Source organism: Cryomorpha ignava (genome assembly GCF_010686655.1).
Lineage (GTDB): Bacteria > Bacteroidota > Bacteroidia > Flavobacteriales_D > Cryomorphaceae > Cryomorpha > Cryomorpha ignava.
Map to the genome: position 1 here is coordinate 35,626 of NZ_JAAGVY010000036.1, position 16,429 is coordinate 52,054.

Consider the following 16,429-nt stretch of genomic DNA (forward strand, 5'->3'; position numbering starts at 1 on the left):
ACTCATCTTTTTGCTAAATTAGCAGATTCTAAGTGTGAAAATGACAATATGAAAACGAGCCGTTTTTATCAATCGCCAATTTTCATGCTTTTATAGATTAAAACCAATGTTTAAGACATCATGCTTCCAGCTTAATCAAATCTGCTTATGACCTCCGAAACCGTAATCTCCCACAGTATTTTTTCTGATTTTGATATTTCCCTTTTCAAATCAGGCAAGCATTTTAAGCTCTATGAAAAAATGGGCAATACCCAATTGGAAATAGATGGACAAGCGGGAACCTATTTTGCAGTTTGGGCTCCAAACGCACTGGAATTGTCTGTAATGGGGTCTTTTAACCAATGGAACCGGCAGAGTCACAAGTTGAGCGCGCGCTGGGATGGTTCGGGAATCTGGGAAGGTTTTATTCCTGGAGTTCAGGTAGGAGCAGTGTACAAGTACGCTATAAAAATGCGAAAAGGTGGATATATCGAAAAAGGCGATCCGTATGCAGAGCAATGGCAGATTCCACCAGAAACAGCATCGGTAGTATCAGAGTTTGACTACAAGTGGAGCGATAAAAAATGGATGAGTAGCCGAAAGGAAAAAAATGCGCTCGACGCACCTATTTCGGTTTACGAAGTACATACAGGCTCATGGAAACGCAAAGGCGAAGATGGAAACAGATCGCTCTCGTACCGCGAGCTTGCTGCCGACCTTGTGCCTTATGTAAAAGAAATGGGCTTTACCCATGTAGAGCTTATGCCTGTAATGGAACATCCGTTTTTTGGATCGTGGGGATATCAGATTACCGGCTATTTTGCACCGAGCAGTCGCTATGGAAGTCAGGAAGATTTTGCCTTTTTGGTGAATGAATTTCACAAAAATGGAATTGGCGTTTTTCTTGATTGGGTGCCAAGTCATTTTCCCGGTGATGTACACGGGCTCTTCCATTTTGATGGCACCTCCCTCTATGAACACAGCGATTACAGGCTTGGATACCACCCTGATTGGAATAGCTATATTTTTAACTACGGACGAAATGAAGTGCGCGCTTTTTTAATTAGCAATGCCTTGTACTGGCTTGAGCGTTATCATATTGACGGAATACGCGTTGATGCCGTGGCTTCAATGCTTTACCTCGATTATAGCCGCAAAGAAGGCCAATGGATTCCCAATAAATACGGCGGTCGTGAAAATCTGGATGCCATATCGCTCTTGCGAGAAATGAATCAGGCGATTTATAAAGAATTTCCCGATGTACAATGCATTGCCGAAGAAAGTACCTCGTGGCCCATGGTTTCAAAACCGGTTAGTGTCGGTGGACTCGGCTTTGGAATGAAGTGGATGATGGGCTGGATGAATGATATGCTTGCATTTTTTAAACGCGAGCCCATTTACCGCCGCTTTCATCAAAACGAAATTACATTTAGCCTGGTATATGCTTTTAGCGAAAACTTTATGCTTCCGCTTTCGCACGATGAGGTGGTACACGGAAAAGGCTCTATTTTGAGCCGGATGCCGGGTGATAACTGGCAGAAATTTGCCAACGTGCGCACACTATATTCATGGATGTTTTTTCACCCGGGAGCGAAACTGCTCTTTATGGGAAATGAGTTTGCCCAAAAATCTGAATGGATGCACGACCACAGTCTTTCGTGGAACGAGCTCAACAACGAATCGCATAAAGGGATTTCTGAATTGGTGAAAAGCCTGAATAAACTCTACAAAAATGAACCTGCACTGTATGAACTTAGTTTCGATTATAAAGGGTTTGAATGGATAGATTACGGAGATTCAAAAAACTCGATAATAGCCTTTTACCGAAAGGGAAAAGATGATAATTCACTGCTTGTAATTGGCAATTTTGGGGTGAAAGCACACGATGTTTATGAACTTGGCGTTGATGAAGAAGGCAAGTTTAAAGAGGTATTTAATAGCGATGAAAAGCAGTTTGGAGGAAGCGGGTTTGTGAACGGAGCGCTGCTTGAAACGGTAAACTTCGCAAAACACAGCAGAGACAATACCCTTTCGCTGCGTATCCCGCCGATGGGTTTTGCCGTATTAAAGCATCAGAAAACAATATAGTAAAAAGACGACGGAGAAAGTAGTATGAAGAAATATATTTGTGTCCATGGGCACTTCTATCAGCCACCCAGAGAGAATGCGTGGCTGGAAAAGATTGAATATCAGGAGTCAGCTACGCCATATCACGATTGGAATGAGCGAATTACTCAAGAGTGCTACGGCCCGAATGCGGTATCTCGAATATTAAATGATGAGCGACGAATAGTAGATATCGTAAATAACTATGCGCGGATGAGTTACAACTTCGGTTCTACGCTACTAAGCTGGCTTGAAGTACATCGTCCTAAAACGTATCAGCGAATTATCGACTCGGATAAAGAGAGTATGACCCATTTTGGAGGTCATGGATCTGCAATGGCGCAGGTATACAACCACATTATTATGCCTTTGGCAAATCGCCGCGATAAAGAAACCCAGGTTATTTGGGGCTTGCGCGATTTTGAAAAACGATTTGACAGAAAAGCTGAAGGAATGTGGCTGGCTGAAACTGCCGTAGATACCGAAACCCTTGAAGTACTGGCAGAGCAGGGGTTAAAATTTACCGTTTTAGCACCGCGACAGGCTAAACAATACCGCCTTATCGGCGAAAGCGAGTGGACAGAAGGAATAGATTCGAAGATGCCTTATTTGTGCAAGTTGCCATCTGGAAAACAGATTAATCTATTCTTTTATGATGGTGATAGATCGCAGGCGGTGGCCTTTAAAGGATTGCTGAAAGACGGAAAAGAATTTGCTGCTTATCTCTACGCAGCTTTTGATAGCCGAACAGAAAATCAATTGGTGCATATCGCGACAGATGGCGAGAGCTATGGCCACCACCACCGAAACGGCGACATGGCTCTGGCCTATTGCATGCGCTTTATTGAGTCAAATGATCTGGCTACAATTACCAATTACTCTCAGTATTTAGAGCTGGAACCACCTAAATACGAAGTAGTGATTCACGAAAATTCATCGTGGAGCTGTGTGCACGGTGTCGAGCGCTGGCGTGCCGATTGCGGCTGTAGCTCTGGGGGGAAGCCAGGCTGGAATCAGCAATGGCGTGTTCCCTTACGCGAAAGTCTGGACTGGCTGCGCGATGAACTCGCAAAGCTCTATGAAGAAAGCATGGGAGCATATCACAAAGACCCGTGGAAATTGCGCAATGAATACATTGAAATTATACTTGATCGCAAGAAAGAAAGAGTTGATAATTTCCTGAAAAATAATTTTGCAGAACTCGTTCCGCGCGAGCGAACCCACGTGATGAGGCTGCTCGAAATGCAGCGTCACGAGTTGCTAATGTACACCTCGTGCGGATGGTTTTTTGACGAAATATCGGGAATTGAAACGATTCAGATTCTTCAATATGCTTCGCGTGCCATACAGCTTGGCGAAGGTGAAAGCGATTATGAGCTGGAAGGTAAATTTGAGGAAATGCTCAGCGTGGCAAAATCAAATATTCCAGAGCTTGGATCGGGTAAGGACGTGTATATTAAAAAAGTGAAACCTTCAAAACTTTCGCTTACGCAAATAGGAATGCACTATGCAGTTTCATCGCTTTTTGCAGAAGATCCCGATGAAATTTCGGTTTTTAATTATTCGTGTAAGTCAACAGATTTTAGAAGAATTGTACAGGGCACACAGCGGCTTGCCGTTGGCCGAACCCACGTAAACTCACGAGTTACCCTTAGCAATAAAGATTTTAGCTTTGTGGTGCTTTATATGGGCCAGCATCACTTGGTGGGAATAGCTTTTGAGCAAATTCCTGTTGATGAATTTAAGGAGTTTACCGATAATGTAATCATTGCATTTCAGGAGTCTAATCTCTCTGAAGTATTTGATTTGTTTAAGAGATATCCGGAAAACCGCAGCTTTTCATTTTTTGATATGTTTAAAGATGAGCAAATAAAAATGCTCAACCATATTCTTGATAGCAGCCTTGACTTAGCCTCTTCATCTTATAAAAAAATCAATGATCGCAATTACAATTTACTGAATGTAATGAAGTCAACACACCTTCACCTTCCGCCTATGCTTGTGCGAAATTTGGAGTTGGTGGTCAATAACGAATTGCGAAGCCTGTTTACAGATTGTATCGATAAGGTTGATATTTCTGGGTTGAAAAGGGTTGTCGGCGAGATAAAAAAATGGGATTTTAAAATGGATCATGCCGAGCTGAATTTTCTCTGTGCCCAAACGCTTGACGATATGCTTTCGCGATTAGGCACTCTAACAAATGGAAATGCCGACAAAGCGCGAGAATTACTAAAAAATACCCAAGAAGCATTAGAGCTACTGGCCAAGGTTGGTATTAAGCCCGATTTAAACGAAATTCAGGATGTTATCTTTACACATCTAGTAGATCTCGATCCTGAAATTCCGGTTGACATTAAAGAACAGCTCAAAAGTTTTGGAGCCTATATCAATTTCGATGTGGATTTAATTTTAAATAGAAAACAGCCTGCTTCTGTATAGATTTTAGAACCCAATTTGCGGTATAAAAAAATCCGCCGGGCATGTGCCAGGCGGATTTTTATCAAAGGGGTAGTAGTAAGATTAAAGACTTACCACAGAGTTTTCTTCAAAGGTCATTTTATTGGGTACGTAAGCATCAGCTTCCCAATCATTTGCCCATTTTTTACCATCTATCAGGTAACGGAACTCATAGTTTTGACCTTTTGCAAGATCAACAGTAGTTTTAAATTCGCCGCTTTTCGTTTTCTTCATTTTGATAGGCGATTCACTCCATTTGCTGAAGTCTCCTACCAATTCTACGTTCTTAGCGTCGGTTGCTGCTTCAGCTGTTAGAGTGAAGGTTACTTTACAAACCGGTTTCGATTTTAGAAACTGTTTTTTAATCATGACTTTATTGTTCTAGTAATTTGGGCGCAAAAGTACTGTAAATGTTTTGTTTAACAATAAAATACAAGCAGAAATTTTGCAAATTTCGCTGATTGCTTGAACGAAGGAGCTGAAGATGATGAAATCGTATTGATGTAAATGGCATCTAAACTTTCTCTGCAAATACTATCTTTGCGCCAAAATATACACCCATGAATTTGATTGAAGAGCTTGCATGGCGCGGTCTTATACAAGATATAACTCCCGAAACTGAAGAACAACTCAACAAAGAGCTTACCAGTGGTTACGTGGGTTTTGATCCTACTGCCGACTCGCTTCATATTGGAAATTTGGTGCCAATTATGCTCCTAACTCATCTTCAGCGCAGTGGCCATAAACCGTTTGCTCTTATTGGTGGTGCAACCGGTCGTGTGGGCGATCCTTCCGGAAAAACCCAAGAAAGACAACTTCTAACTACCGAAATTATTGAGCACAATCTTGCTTCACAGAAAAAGCAACTCGAGCAATTTCTCAAATTTGGCGATGGACCTACAGATGCCGAGATCGTAAATAACTACGAGTGGTTTAAGAAATTTACATTTTTAGATTTCATTCGCGATGTAGGTAAGCATATCACTATCAATTATATGATGAGCAAAGATTCGGTTAAGAACCGACTCGAAAGTGGTATGTCTTTTACAGAATTCTCCTACCAGCTTATTCAGGGATATGACTTTTACTATCTGAATAAAGAGAAAAACATCAAGTTGCAAATGGGTGGAAGCGACCAATGGGGAAACATTACAACCGGTATAGAACTTACACGCCGCATGGGTGGTGGCGATACTTTTGCAATAACCGCTCCGCTTGTTAAAAAAGCCGATGGAACCAAATTTGGAAAATCTGAAGGTGGAAATGTTTGGCTTGATGCCGAAAAAACCAGCCCTTACAAATTCTACCAGTTTTGGCTTAATGCTACGGATGAGGATATTGAAAATTTTATAAAAGTTTTCTCCCTGCTTTCGCGATCAGACATTGAAAAGCTTATAGCAGCACACGTTGAAGCTCCACATCTGCGCCTGTTGCAGCGTACACTTGCAGAGGAATTAACCCTCCGTATTCATGGAGCGCATGCGCTCGAAATGGCCATAGAAGCCAGCAGTATTCTCTTCGGTAATGCAACCGCCGAAAACTTAAAGAAACTTTCAGAGCGCGATTTTCTCGATGTTTTTCAAGGGGTAGAGCAGGTAGAAGTTGCGCGCTCGCTGATTGAAGCGGGAGTTGATATTGTTGAGATGCTATCAGAAATCTCCGGGTTTTTATCATCAAAAAGCGAAGCACGCCGTTCCCTAAAAGAGAATGCGATAAGCGTAAACAAAGATAAAGTTGGTGAAGATTATAAAGTATCTGCTTCAGATCTTATTAGCGATGCTTATATTCTACTTCAGCGCGGAAAGAAGAAGTATTTTGTTGTGAGAGCTGTTTAATTGGCAATAAGCAATAAGCAATTTGCAATTGGCAATGAGAATTTTGTTGGGATGGAATAATCTCTCGAAATCGGCAAGCTTTTGGCTTGGGGATGTATAGTCGGGCGTCTTGCCCGATTTTAGTGGGAGAACTTAAGTCATAACTGACTTTAATTCTTGACTGCTAAAAACTCATTCTTCATTTTCTTTAATCCGCTTTAGTTCTTGGATGTCTAGTAAATCTTTTGGTCTTCCGGCTTTTATTTTGCTTGTTATTAAATCGTTGTAAGAAAGCACGCGCCAGCGGAATAGAGAGTTTTCTTTAATTGTGATTCGCTCGGCTTCATCATAAGCTTCATCAAAGGTTTTATTAACTGAAAATTTGGTTATTAATTCAAGATTGAGATCTGCCGGGGAAAATTTAATTGAAATATTTTGCATTTCGTTTTTTACTGAATTTGGAAAGTCATCAATGTCGTATCCTAGCGCTTTGAATGTATTAATCAGTTTTTGAAGATTTTCAGGTTTTGTATCTATCCAAAAATCTACATCTGCCGAATGGCGCTGATATCCATGAAAATTTACTGCTCCTCCGCCAACCATGATCATTCTAACTTCGAATGCATTGGCTTGGGTAATAAAATCATCGATCATACCACTCCAAATCTTCATAAATCAGAAACTTTTATCTCGATCATAAAGTTGTTTTTCTTCTCGTTTTTGGCTTTCGTTGGAAAATCTTTCATTCTTTCTATCATTGCAAAAAATGAATAAACGCGCTCGGTTGGTGTAAGTGCCAAAAATGCCTTTTCCTGGTCTGCCTTGCTTTGTTCTTTTGTTTGAAATTTTATTTCCATTGATGACTAATTGGGTAAGGTGAAATTAAGAAATTATTCGCTATTTCACATGAAGTGTAGAGGTAAAGATTGTCCCTCGCAATCGCCAGGCTATTAGCTTGAGGATATATTGTTTGACGTATAACCCTGTTTTGGTTGAAGAACTTTACTTAAAAATTAATTTAAAAGTGAAAACAAAATATGATCTGGCGTAACGCCAGTTTAAGAATAGCCTAGCGGGACGCAAGCCTGTGCCCTCAACTTCAACTTCGGCACATTCGCCATTTAATTTATGCATAAAGTCTCATTGCTCATTGCCCATTGCAAATTGACCTAAATCATCAAATTACAACCCCGCATATCGCTGTAATCAAACCGACCCAAAACCTCCACTTTTCCATTTTCAAGCGCTCGTCCCAGATCTGAAGTGGCAATAAAACTGCAACTGTAAAGGTTTGCAAGGTCGATTACATTCAAGCCGCCGGTTTTTCCTATCGGTGCTGCGCCAAACGGATCATTGGTATCGCGAATTAACAGCTTCATCCAGTTTGGGCACTCAAATTCGCCATTCGCGGAAGCGTAAGCCTGAGAAAGCAACTCGGTCATACCATATTCAGAATGAATTGATGCCACACCAAAACCCGATTTGAGTATTTCGTGCAACTCATTGCGTGTGAGTTCTTTTCGGCGACCTTTCATGCCTCCGGTTTCCATAACTACAGTGTTCTTTAATTGCATTGTACCCTCTTCAACCAAGTCGAGAAGGGCAAAGCTTACACCAATGAGCAGGGTCTTTTTGTCGCTTTCGTTCTGCAGTATCTTGCGCAAGCTTGCAGTGTCGTCTAAGAAAAAGCCACTTTCGGGATGTTTGCTTTCTAAAATCAACTGATTGGCCATATAGACCAGCGATGAGCCAGATCGCTCGAGGTAATTTGGGAGCAAGGCCAGGATTCTATAATCTTCGGGATTTCCATAAAATTGCCTAAAAGCTTTTGAAAAAGATTCTTCGTAAATGACTGTGCTGAGCAAATGATGTTTTGATGTGGCCGCACCGGTTGTGCCACTGCTTTCAAATGTGAATTCTATTTTACCATTTCCCGAAACGATGCGATGGTTCTTAAAAAGCTCTATGGGTAAAAATGGAATTTGTTCTAAACGGCCAACATTGTTGGGGTTTGCACCCAAATAATCGCAAAATTGTTGGTAAACTGCATTGTTCTCGTACTGAAATGAAAATATTTCAAGCGTTAAGGCGTTGAATTCATCTCTGCTGCTGATTGAGAAAATGCGATTTTTTAATGCTTCAAGATTTAGCAAGTAGGGATGCGGTTAGATTATTTGTACTTTTACTACAAAGATAATGACACTTGACGACCTTGGGCAGTAGATATTTAATTTTAGCGTTTGTAACCGTGCTTTTTGCAGGGATTATTTCGTCGTGCGAGCGCAGTAAAGATTTTCCAGACGAGCCGGTAATTAATTCGCTTGAGTTTGATTCGGTAAATAAAGCGTTGATTATCAATTTTACAGATGGCGATGGTGATTTTGGAATTGACAGCGATGCTCCGCCATTTCAACAATATTTAGACGCTGACAGCACAATTCTAAATCCGTACTACTATAATTTGTGGCTTGATTATTACGAAAAACGCGATGGCGAATGGGAGCTGATAGAAACTCCGAGTACCTTCAATTTTCGGATTCCTGTACTCACGCCTGCCGGCCAAAATAAGCAGCTTGACGTAAAAGTTACTTACGATATGGACTTTGATTTGCCTTTGCCCACCGCGGAAAGCGATACCATTAAGTTTGGTGTTACACTGGTAGATAGAGCTAAAAATTCAAGCATTCCCAAAGAAACTTCTGCAATTGTACTTGCGGACTAATCGTTCCAACTTTTAGTTTGCGGAAGCGTGGCTTTGCGCTGTGAAGCGTGATATCCCGAATAAATTATCAGTACAGCCGAGCCAATTATTGCGGCGTATTGAAGCAATGGATAAACACCCCAATGACGCACCGCAATTGCGATTAATGCCCAGACAATAACCATCGAAAACTCGCGCATATTGCGTTTGAAGATCATAAAAAGACCTAGCAAAGTGGCCATACAAATCATGATTAATGCCCAAGTGCTTTCCTGAATTCCACCTGTCCAACCCATTTTTGCCAGCATAGCCGAAATATTGGCAATAGTAGCTACGGCAATCCAGCCGCTATAAAGGCAAATAGGCCACCAAATAAATACAATGATTTTGAGCGGGGCATCCCATTTTTCCATATTGGTGCTTACCACTACCGAGAGTAAAATGATGAGAAGCAAAATCATAATTACCACCGAGATACCGGTATATTCATTAAGCCAGGCATAAAGCCAGCTAATATTAAACAGGTTGGCAAAGAATATCCCCAAGCCGATTTGGGTGATTGGCGTTTGATCTTTTTCGGGTTTAAAGGAGCGCACAAGAAGAAAAATTGCTTGAACTAAAAGCGCGAGAAAGATGACTCCCCAAATCGCGAAAGCATAACCCGCCGGAGTAAAAAGATTATCATATTTATCGCTTAGCGAGCCCACGGTATTTCCATTTATTCCTTGCGCATTGAGATAATAATTGAAAAAAATAACTGCGACAACACCGATTAAATTGATGATTGAATATCCTTTTGAATTCATTTTTTCGTTGATTTTAGTTCATTTAAATCTTGCAACATGGTTGGGATTAATTCTGAAACCGTGGGATGCGTTTGTACAGAATCGCGTAGTGTTTTATAAGATGCTCCGGCATACATGGTGGCAAGAAATACGGCAATTATTTCATCACCGCCGGTACCAAGAACTGTTGCTCCTAATATCTTTTCGGATTTTTTGTCAATCACCACTTCCATAAAACCTTGAGTTTCGCCTTTTTCAATGGCTCTTGCTACGTGGCTCATTTCCATACGGCCATATAAAATGTCAATTCCTTGATTTAAAGCCTGATCGCGACTCAATCCCACCCTACCCATTGGCGGATCGATATAGAGCGCATAATTTGTATACCGATCACTTAATTTGCGGTTTCCACCATTCAAGTAGCTATTTACAATTTCAAAATCATTGTATGCGGTATGTGTAAATGCCCCTTTTCCATTGCAATCACCCACGGCAAAAATGTTTTTCACATTTGTTTCGCAGAACTCATTGACATGGATATGGTTGTGCCCATCGTGCTTAATTCCAGCGTTGTGCAGAGCCAATAGGTCGGCGTTGCTTTGCCTTCCCGTCGCCATAAGTATTGCGCTTCCGCGAATGCTGCGTTGCTCACCGGAACAATGAAGCTGAACCTCTACACCGTCTTCGCCGTAAGGCTTTCCGCCAATGCATTTAGCGCCAAGCTCAAGCTCAATTCCCTCATTTTCCAGTATGTTGGCAATGATTTTTGAGGTTTCCACATCTTCGCGACTAATGAGCCTGTCGTTCATTTCAACAATGGTGACCTTGCTGCCAAAGCGACTAAAAATCTGTGCAAACTCAAGGCCGATATAGCTTCCGCCAATGACAATAAGCTTTTCGGGAATTTCGTCAATTTCGAGGAGAGAAACATTTGTGTAAAATTTCACTTTTTCAAACCCTTCTACTATGCGTGGACGGGCACCCACGTTAATAAAAATCTGATCAGCTGATAGCTTTTGGCCATTTACTTCAACCGTTTTTGCATCGGCAAATTTGGCCGCACCACGAAACAAGTGAATCTGAGATTTTTCATCTACCATATTGATGAGCCCGGTACGCGACTTTTCTACGATTTTATTCTTTCGCGCCTTAATTGCTTTCAGATCAACTTTTACTTCGCTAACATTTACACCTAAATTTTTAGCATTTCTCGCAGCCCAGGCCGCTCGCGCCGACGCTACATATGTTTTTGTAGGTGTACATCCATTATTCACACATACACCGCCAAGTTTATCCTTCTCGATTAATGCCACTTTTTTTCCCGCTTTCGCGAAAGCTGAGGCGAGTGGGTTTCCGGCCTGACCGGAACCGATAATTATTGCTGCGAAATGTTGTGTTTCCATAAAAGGTTAAAATTGAAAAGTGTGGTATGGAAACGTAAAGGAGCGGTGGATTGTTGAGAAAGTAGATTTGGTTTTACAAACAGCGAGCGCATTTTCAAAAGCGTTATGATCAACAAAACCTGAAATTCCTTTCAATTGACCTCATATTAGTTACGAGAATTTCTTAACTTGTGCTAAAATCAATTCATGAAAAAGCTAACCGGTTTCCTCATCTTATTCTCACTCTTTTTTGTTCAAACAGGTTATTCTCAGTTTTGTAATGATCCAGAAGCTTGGAATTACTCACCAAGCGGAGATACCGATACGTCCTGCGTTTATCTTTTAGACTGTGGAGAAAATGAAGTAAACAGATTGTTTCAGTTGTTTCCAATGCCAAATCTACATGGTGCAAATATTTATATGGTTTCATTAAATGAACTTGATACGCTGGCGCACATGGTGGCTAACGTTCAACAGAATTTGCCATGGGACATAAATACAATGGTAGCTTGTATGCATGTCGATTCTTGTTATTACATTGATGTTTATCCCACTCAACCAGATAGCGGAGGAGTTCATTTTTCATGGCTTTATCCGGATACCTTGGCTTATCAAGGCGGCTATGGAGCAATTCCAGGGACCTCAAATCCGTATCGGCTTCTTGTAGGCGCTGAACAGAATACCTGTGGCGTAATTGGCTGCACAGACTCTACGGCTATAAATTATTCTCCGTCGGCAACTATAAATGCAGGCTGTGAATATTGCGAAGATAATGCTGTGTTTTTAACTCCGAATTTCGTCTTTAACAATCAATCTATTAGTTGGCAGATACAACAGAATGGCGAATCTGTTGCCGGCGATGTTTTAGGTACTTCTATGTATAATAATTTCGATTTAGCATGTCTGCCAGATGGTTGTTACGAGCTTGTGTTAGATGGTGATGCCTGGCTTTTTAGTACGATTACATTACACCTGAATAATGATACAATTCTAACCGCAGGACTTACTCACGATGGAGAAGTTAGAGTACCCTTTGGTATCAATTCAGAACCTTGTCTTGACTCAGCAGAAATATATGGCTGCACCAATCCCTTGGGGCAAAATTACAACCCCCAAGCTACTATTGACGATGGAACTTGCGATCTTCAGAATGAAGAATGTAATCTGGGTATAGAAATGTATCAGGATTCGATAACTGGTGCAATTCATTTCGATATTGATATTTACAGTACAGATTACCCCATTGATATTTTTTGGGATTTTGGCGACGGTAGCCCCATTAGCAGTGAGTGGTGGACGCAACATACATATGACAGTATTGGCACGTATCAGGTATGTGCAACCCTTTATGCACAACAGTTTTTTGAGCAAGAACCATTGTGTTACGATGAAACTTGTATTACCATTACTCCAGATGATTTTGGTCTCAATGGCTCTGGTCTCATTATTTTTAATGGAGACGATACTGGGATTAAAACTATTTCAAACGTAAGTGAATTGAGTCTTTCTCCCAATCCGGTTAGAGACATTATTCGTTTGACATTGCCACAAAATCAATCGCTGAAAAAAATCAAAGTGTATAGCTTAGATGGAAGGCTCGTAATGGGTGTTCCTGATTTGCAAAGTAATAATCAGCAAGGAGAATTAAATGTTTCCCAACTCGCCAGCGGCTCATACATTTTACGTGCAGAAGGAACAGGTGGGAATTTATATTCAGGAAGGTTTGTGAAATTGTAGTGGGCGCATTTTATCGGTTAACTCCATCGAGTAGAGAAGATTAAAACAGGAAATTCTAATTGCTTGTTTCGTCGCAAACATCTTTTCCGGCGGTCATCTCATCTCTGCAGATATCTTGTATAGAAATCAGTTCGCTTAAAAAATGATCCAAATAAATATTTGATTATCAACGTTATGAGATCTCAAAGGCTTCCAAAATCTTTGGGGTCTGATCCTACAAATCTATTTAGTGAAATCAAAAAATGTCGACTTATAGTTTGGCTTATCGCTCAAAGTTACCACATAGGGATGAGAGTCCTTCGTTTAGTTCAAATTTGCTTAATTTCCTGTTGCTCTTTTGCCTTCACCACATGCTCTTTGCCTATTATTCCCTAAGGTCCTAAGATCGCTGCGCTATGTTGCAGGCGGCCAATTATATCCACCAATTGCTCTTGCCTATTGCAAATTTTGCAGCAGATTAAATCCTGATTCCAAAAATCCTTTGCGAATTGCTTATTGCCAATTGCCTATTAAATCTCCCCCGCCAAAGCTTCCGAAACATTAATAATATGATCGCCTGCTTTTTCGAGCGACGAGAACAAATCGCTGTAAACGGATCCGCTGCGCATATTGTAATTTCCACTTTCTATGCGACGGATGTATTCGTGCTTCAAATGATTGCGCATTTTGTTGAGTTTGCGCTCCAGGTCTTTCGCGTAATTGATATCTATCTCTTCAGATTCGTCTTTTTCCAAATTATTGAGCATATTGGCCAAAGCCTTGTTAATCAGATCAAACATTTCCAATAAATTAATGCGCTGGTCAGGTGTAAACCAAATTTTGGCTGCCGATTTTCGTTCAATAGTCGATGACATTTTATAAAATACATCTCCCAGGCTTTCCAGATTGTTACTAATGCTCAATATGGCTCGTACCCTTTCAGAAGCCAGATTACTTAACTCCATTCGCGATAAGCGGGCGCAGTAATTGGCTATTTCAACTTCCATCTTATCCGTAATTTTCTCATACTTTTGAATGCGTTTGTGCATATCATCCTGCACATCAGAATCTGTTTCGGTAAGTAGCTTTCGCACAAAACTGCACATGCGCATAGTTATGTCGCCAAATTTTACTAATTCGTTCTTGGCTTCTACCAGCGATATCTCCGAAATTTGAATAGCTGTATCAATATACTCCAGCCTGAAAGTCTCGTCATCACGCCCGCGGGAGCGAACCGTTTTGGTAGCAAGTTTTACCAATTGGGGCACAAACCATATGAGCAGTAGCACGTTAGTGAGATTAAAAACGGAGTGAAAAGCAGCTAGTCCGATAGTCGCTGCTTGATGTCCCGCATCTGTATTGCTGTAAGGATCGGCGGCTAAGAACTTACCGATAAGGGGCAGCACATATGGAATTAAAAACACCATCCACAGGGCGCCAATAATATTGAAAAGAGTGTGAATTCGTGCACTGCGCTTAGCGTGAACATTGCCTACCAGAGCCGCTACTTCGGCGGTAGCCGTTGTTCCAATGTTTTCACCCAGAACCATAGCAGCAGCAGCTTCAAAAGGAATTACACCTGTGGCACAAAAAGCCATTGTTAGCGTAATTGCTGTTGACGAACTTTGTACAATTAGCGTAATAATTATTCCTAAAATCACAAACATGATCACCCCTAAAACGGGAATATTTGCGTAGGAAATAATAAGCTGAACGAACCCCGAGTTTTCGCTAAAAGTGGGCACCGTTTCTTTCAGAAATCCCAATCCCATAAAAAGTAATGCAAAGCCGGTGAGCGCTGTGCCCCACGATCTGAATTCGGTTTTGCGCATAAAGAGCAGGGGAGCGGCTACAGCCAATATGGCCAGTGCATAAACCGTAATATCTACTCTAAATCCGAGCAACGAGACAATCCATCCGGTTATGGTGGTTCCCATATTTGCCCCCATCATGATACCCGCCGATTGTGCTAGAGAAATAAGCCCGGCATTGACGAAACTTACCGTCATGACAGTTGTTGCACTCGACGATTGAAGAACGCCCGTGAGCAAAAATCCAGAAAGTACGCCGGTTACCCGGTTTTTGGTCATGGATTCCAAAATTTGCCTCAGCCGAATTCCGGCAGAGGCCTGAATACCTTCGGTCATGGTTTTCATTCCGAAAATAAAAAGGCTCAGGGCGCCAATCAAAAATAAAAACCGTGTGGCACCCCAGGGCATCTTTGTTTCAAACCGCTCGCGCGAGCTCCAGATATAATTTTCAGGGATTTTTTCCAAACCGGGATTTTTTAGATACCCCAACTGGTAAACATAAGAAGTAGATGGATTTAAGTCTTTTAGCTCCAGATGTCCCGCGGAATAGGGTGCAGGATCGGAGTATTTCCAGACCTCTCCTTTATTGGCGAGCACCACAGAACGGTTAAATCTGATCACAATTTCTTCAGGTGCTTCGGGCGAAGTGCAATCGACCATCCAGCTAATAATTACATTCTCTTCCTGAATAATCGGCCCGTGAAGTTTTACCACATCGGCAGCCGAGGCAGCGAGTGTAAAAAGCATCGCTAAAGCGATACCCGTGAAACGTAAGTAGAAATTTCTGAACGGCATAGACCTGACTTGCAAAGCTAAGGCCGGTGTATAATTTCCATCTTTCCGGCAGGTTAAGAAAATGTTAAGTGATGATTTACTTGGTTTGGCTTTTCGAGTTTTTGTAATATTTTGAAGGATTAAAGAAAGTTGGTGAGAAAAATGTAACTTCGAAAATAACTAAATGATAAAAATGGACTACATATTGGTGTTATTTAGAAAGTGGAAAGGACAAAGAATCTTTGGCTTTCTGCTATTAAGTATGTGTGCTTTATTTAGTAAAGCACAGCTTCCGACTTATACAATAGATAACAACGTTAACACGAATAGTGTATTTAAGAATTTCTTAGCGGTTACCGATTTTCATTTTCTTAACGATGGTAGAATATTGGTTGGTGGTGGTTTTGATAATGAATTCGCCCGCGATTTAGGAATGATAGATAGGTAACGGTGAGCTTGACAATAGTTGGGGAGGATTTGGACTTTACAATGTATTAGAAATCATTGCCCAAGACGACGGATATGTTTATCCAACCATTTATGGAATTTCCAAGTTACTGTTGAATGGCATACCCTGGCATGTCGCTTACAATGACTGGTTTTCCCAACGCTACTCTGGTAAGCGATTGTTGGAAAAGCCACTTTAAGTCAGGTGCTTGGCAACACCAAATTTGCTTGGCACATCTACTTAGAGAACTCAATTATTTTGACGATCAATACAAATCGCCGTGGGCAAAAAAATGTAAGAAGCTATTGGTAAGTGCCATAAAGATCAAAACCCAAATGGAATCAGGAGATTACCTAAACCACCACCCGCCACGATCATCGGTAGAATCTGACATGGACTTATTGCTTACCGAAGACATCGATGCAAAGCACAAAGAGGTCGTAACATTTAAAAAGC

Annotated in this window: 14 protein-coding genes; 7 read left to right on the top strand and 7 right to left on the bottom strand. The window is 41.2% G+C overall.

What is annotated here, in order from left to right:
• Positions 1-147 precede the first annotated feature (147 nt).
• Both glgB and G3O08_RS15695 read left to right on the top strand, forming a co-directional pair.
• Positions 148-2,067 carry a 1,4-alpha-glucan branching protein GlgB gene (glgB, locus tag G3O08_RS15690; protein WP_163286333.1) on the top strand — a complete coding sequence of 640 codons (1,920 nt, stop codon included), beginning with the start codon at positions 148-150 and terminating at the stop codon, positions 2,065-2,067.
• Positions 2,068-2,091: 24 nt separating this feature from the next.
• The gene (locus G3O08_RS15695; RefSeq protein WP_163286334.1) at positions 2,092-4,524 is read left to right on the top strand and encodes a DUF3536 domain-containing protein; all 2,433 of its coding nucleotides are present in this window, start codon (positions 2,092-2,094) and stop codon (positions 4,522-4,524) included.
• An 81-nt stretch (positions 4,525-4,605) separates the two neighbouring features.
• Here G3O08_RS15695 and G3O08_RS15700 read toward each other — a convergent pair whose 3' ends face one another.
• On the bottom strand, positions 4,606-4,911 hold the full coding sequence (locus tag G3O08_RS15700; RefSeq protein ID WP_163286335.1) for an isoamylase early set domain-containing protein: 306 nt from the start codon (positions 4,909-4,911) through the stop codon (positions 4,606-4,608).
• 191 nt (positions 4,912-5,102) lie between these two features.
• Here G3O08_RS15700 and tyrS point away from each other — a divergent pair, with 191 nt between their 5' ends.
• Positions 5,103-6,377, top strand: coding sequence for a tyrosine--tRNA ligase (gene tyrS / locus G3O08_RS15705; RefSeq protein ID WP_163286336.1), 1,275 nt, complete (start codon positions 5,103-5,105; stop codon positions 6,375-6,377).
• A gap of 171 nt (positions 6,378-6,548) precedes the next feature.
• Here tyrS and G3O08_RS15710 read toward each other — a convergent pair whose 3' ends face one another.
• The 3 genes from G3O08_RS15710 to G3O08_RS15720 form a co-directional block, all read right to left on the bottom strand.
• Positions 6,549-7,028 carry a nucleotidyl transferase AbiEii/AbiGii toxin family protein gene (locus G3O08_RS15710; protein WP_163286337.1) on the bottom strand — a complete coding sequence of 160 codons (480 nt, stop codon included), beginning with the start codon at positions 7,026-7,028 and terminating at the stop codon, positions 6,549-6,551.
• Positions 7,025-7,213: a hypothetical protein gene (locus G3O08_RS15715; protein WP_163286338.1), complete on the bottom strand. Its 189-nt coding sequence runs from the start codon at positions 7,211-7,213 to the stop codon at positions 7,025-7,027. The genes G3O08_RS15710 and G3O08_RS15715 overlap by 4 nt, the downstream gene beginning before the upstream one ends.
• Before the next feature lie 312 nt (positions 7,214-7,525).
• Entirely contained in the window at positions 7,526-8,509 is a 984-nt protein-coding gene (locus tag G3O08_RS15720) for a LuxE/PaaK family acyltransferase (RefSeq protein ID WP_163286339.1), read from the bottom strand.
• Positions 8,510-8,568: 59 nt separating this feature from the next.
• Here G3O08_RS15720 and G3O08_RS15725 point away from each other — a divergent pair, with 59 nt between their 5' ends.
• Complete coding sequence (locus G3O08_RS15725) at positions 8,569-9,078, top strand: hypothetical protein (RefSeq protein ID WP_163286340.1); 510 nt, start codon at positions 8,569-8,571, stop codon at positions 9,076-9,078.
• Here the strand turns inward: G3O08_RS15725 and G3O08_RS15730 are convergent.
• Entirely contained in the window at positions 9,075-9,863 is a 789-nt protein-coding gene (locus G3O08_RS15730; protein ID WP_163286341.1) for a tryptophan-rich sensory protein, read from the bottom strand. The two genes, G3O08_RS15725 and G3O08_RS15730, sit on opposite strands and share 4 nt — an antisense overlap.
• A complete protein-coding gene (locus tag G3O08_RS15735) occupies positions 9,860-11,245 on the bottom strand; it encodes a mercuric reductase (protein ID WP_163286342.1) in 1,386 nt (461 codons plus the stop codon). The genes G3O08_RS15730 and G3O08_RS15735 overlap by 4 nt, the downstream gene beginning before the upstream one ends.
• 186 nt (positions 11,246-11,431) lie before the next feature.
• Between G3O08_RS15735 and G3O08_RS15740 the strand changes: the two genes are divergently transcribed.
• On the top strand, positions 11,432-12,961 hold the full coding sequence (locus G3O08_RS15740) for a T9SS type A sorting domain-containing protein (protein ID WP_163286343.1): 1,530 nt from the start codon (positions 11,432-11,434) through the stop codon (positions 12,959-12,961).
• 509 nt (positions 12,962-13,470) lie between these two features.
• Here the strand turns inward: G3O08_RS15740 and G3O08_RS15745 are convergent.
• Entirely contained in the window at positions 13,471-15,546 is a 2,076-nt protein-coding gene (locus tag G3O08_RS15745) for a Na/Pi symporter (RefSeq protein ID WP_239541279.1), read from the bottom strand.
• Positions 15,547-15,718: 172 nt separating this feature from the next.
• Here G3O08_RS15745 and G3O08_RS15750 point away from each other — a divergent pair, with 172 nt between their 5' ends.
• Positions 15,719-15,973 carry a hypothetical protein gene (locus G3O08_RS15750; protein ID WP_163286344.1) on the top strand — a complete coding sequence of 85 codons (255 nt, stop codon included), beginning with the start codon at positions 15,719-15,721 and terminating at the stop codon, positions 15,971-15,973.
• Between the two features lie 116 nt (positions 15,974-16,089).
• Positions 16,090-16,429: IS66 family transposase (locus G3O08_RS15755; protein WP_163286345.1), on the top strand; the 340-nt coding region annotated here is incomplete at its 3' end.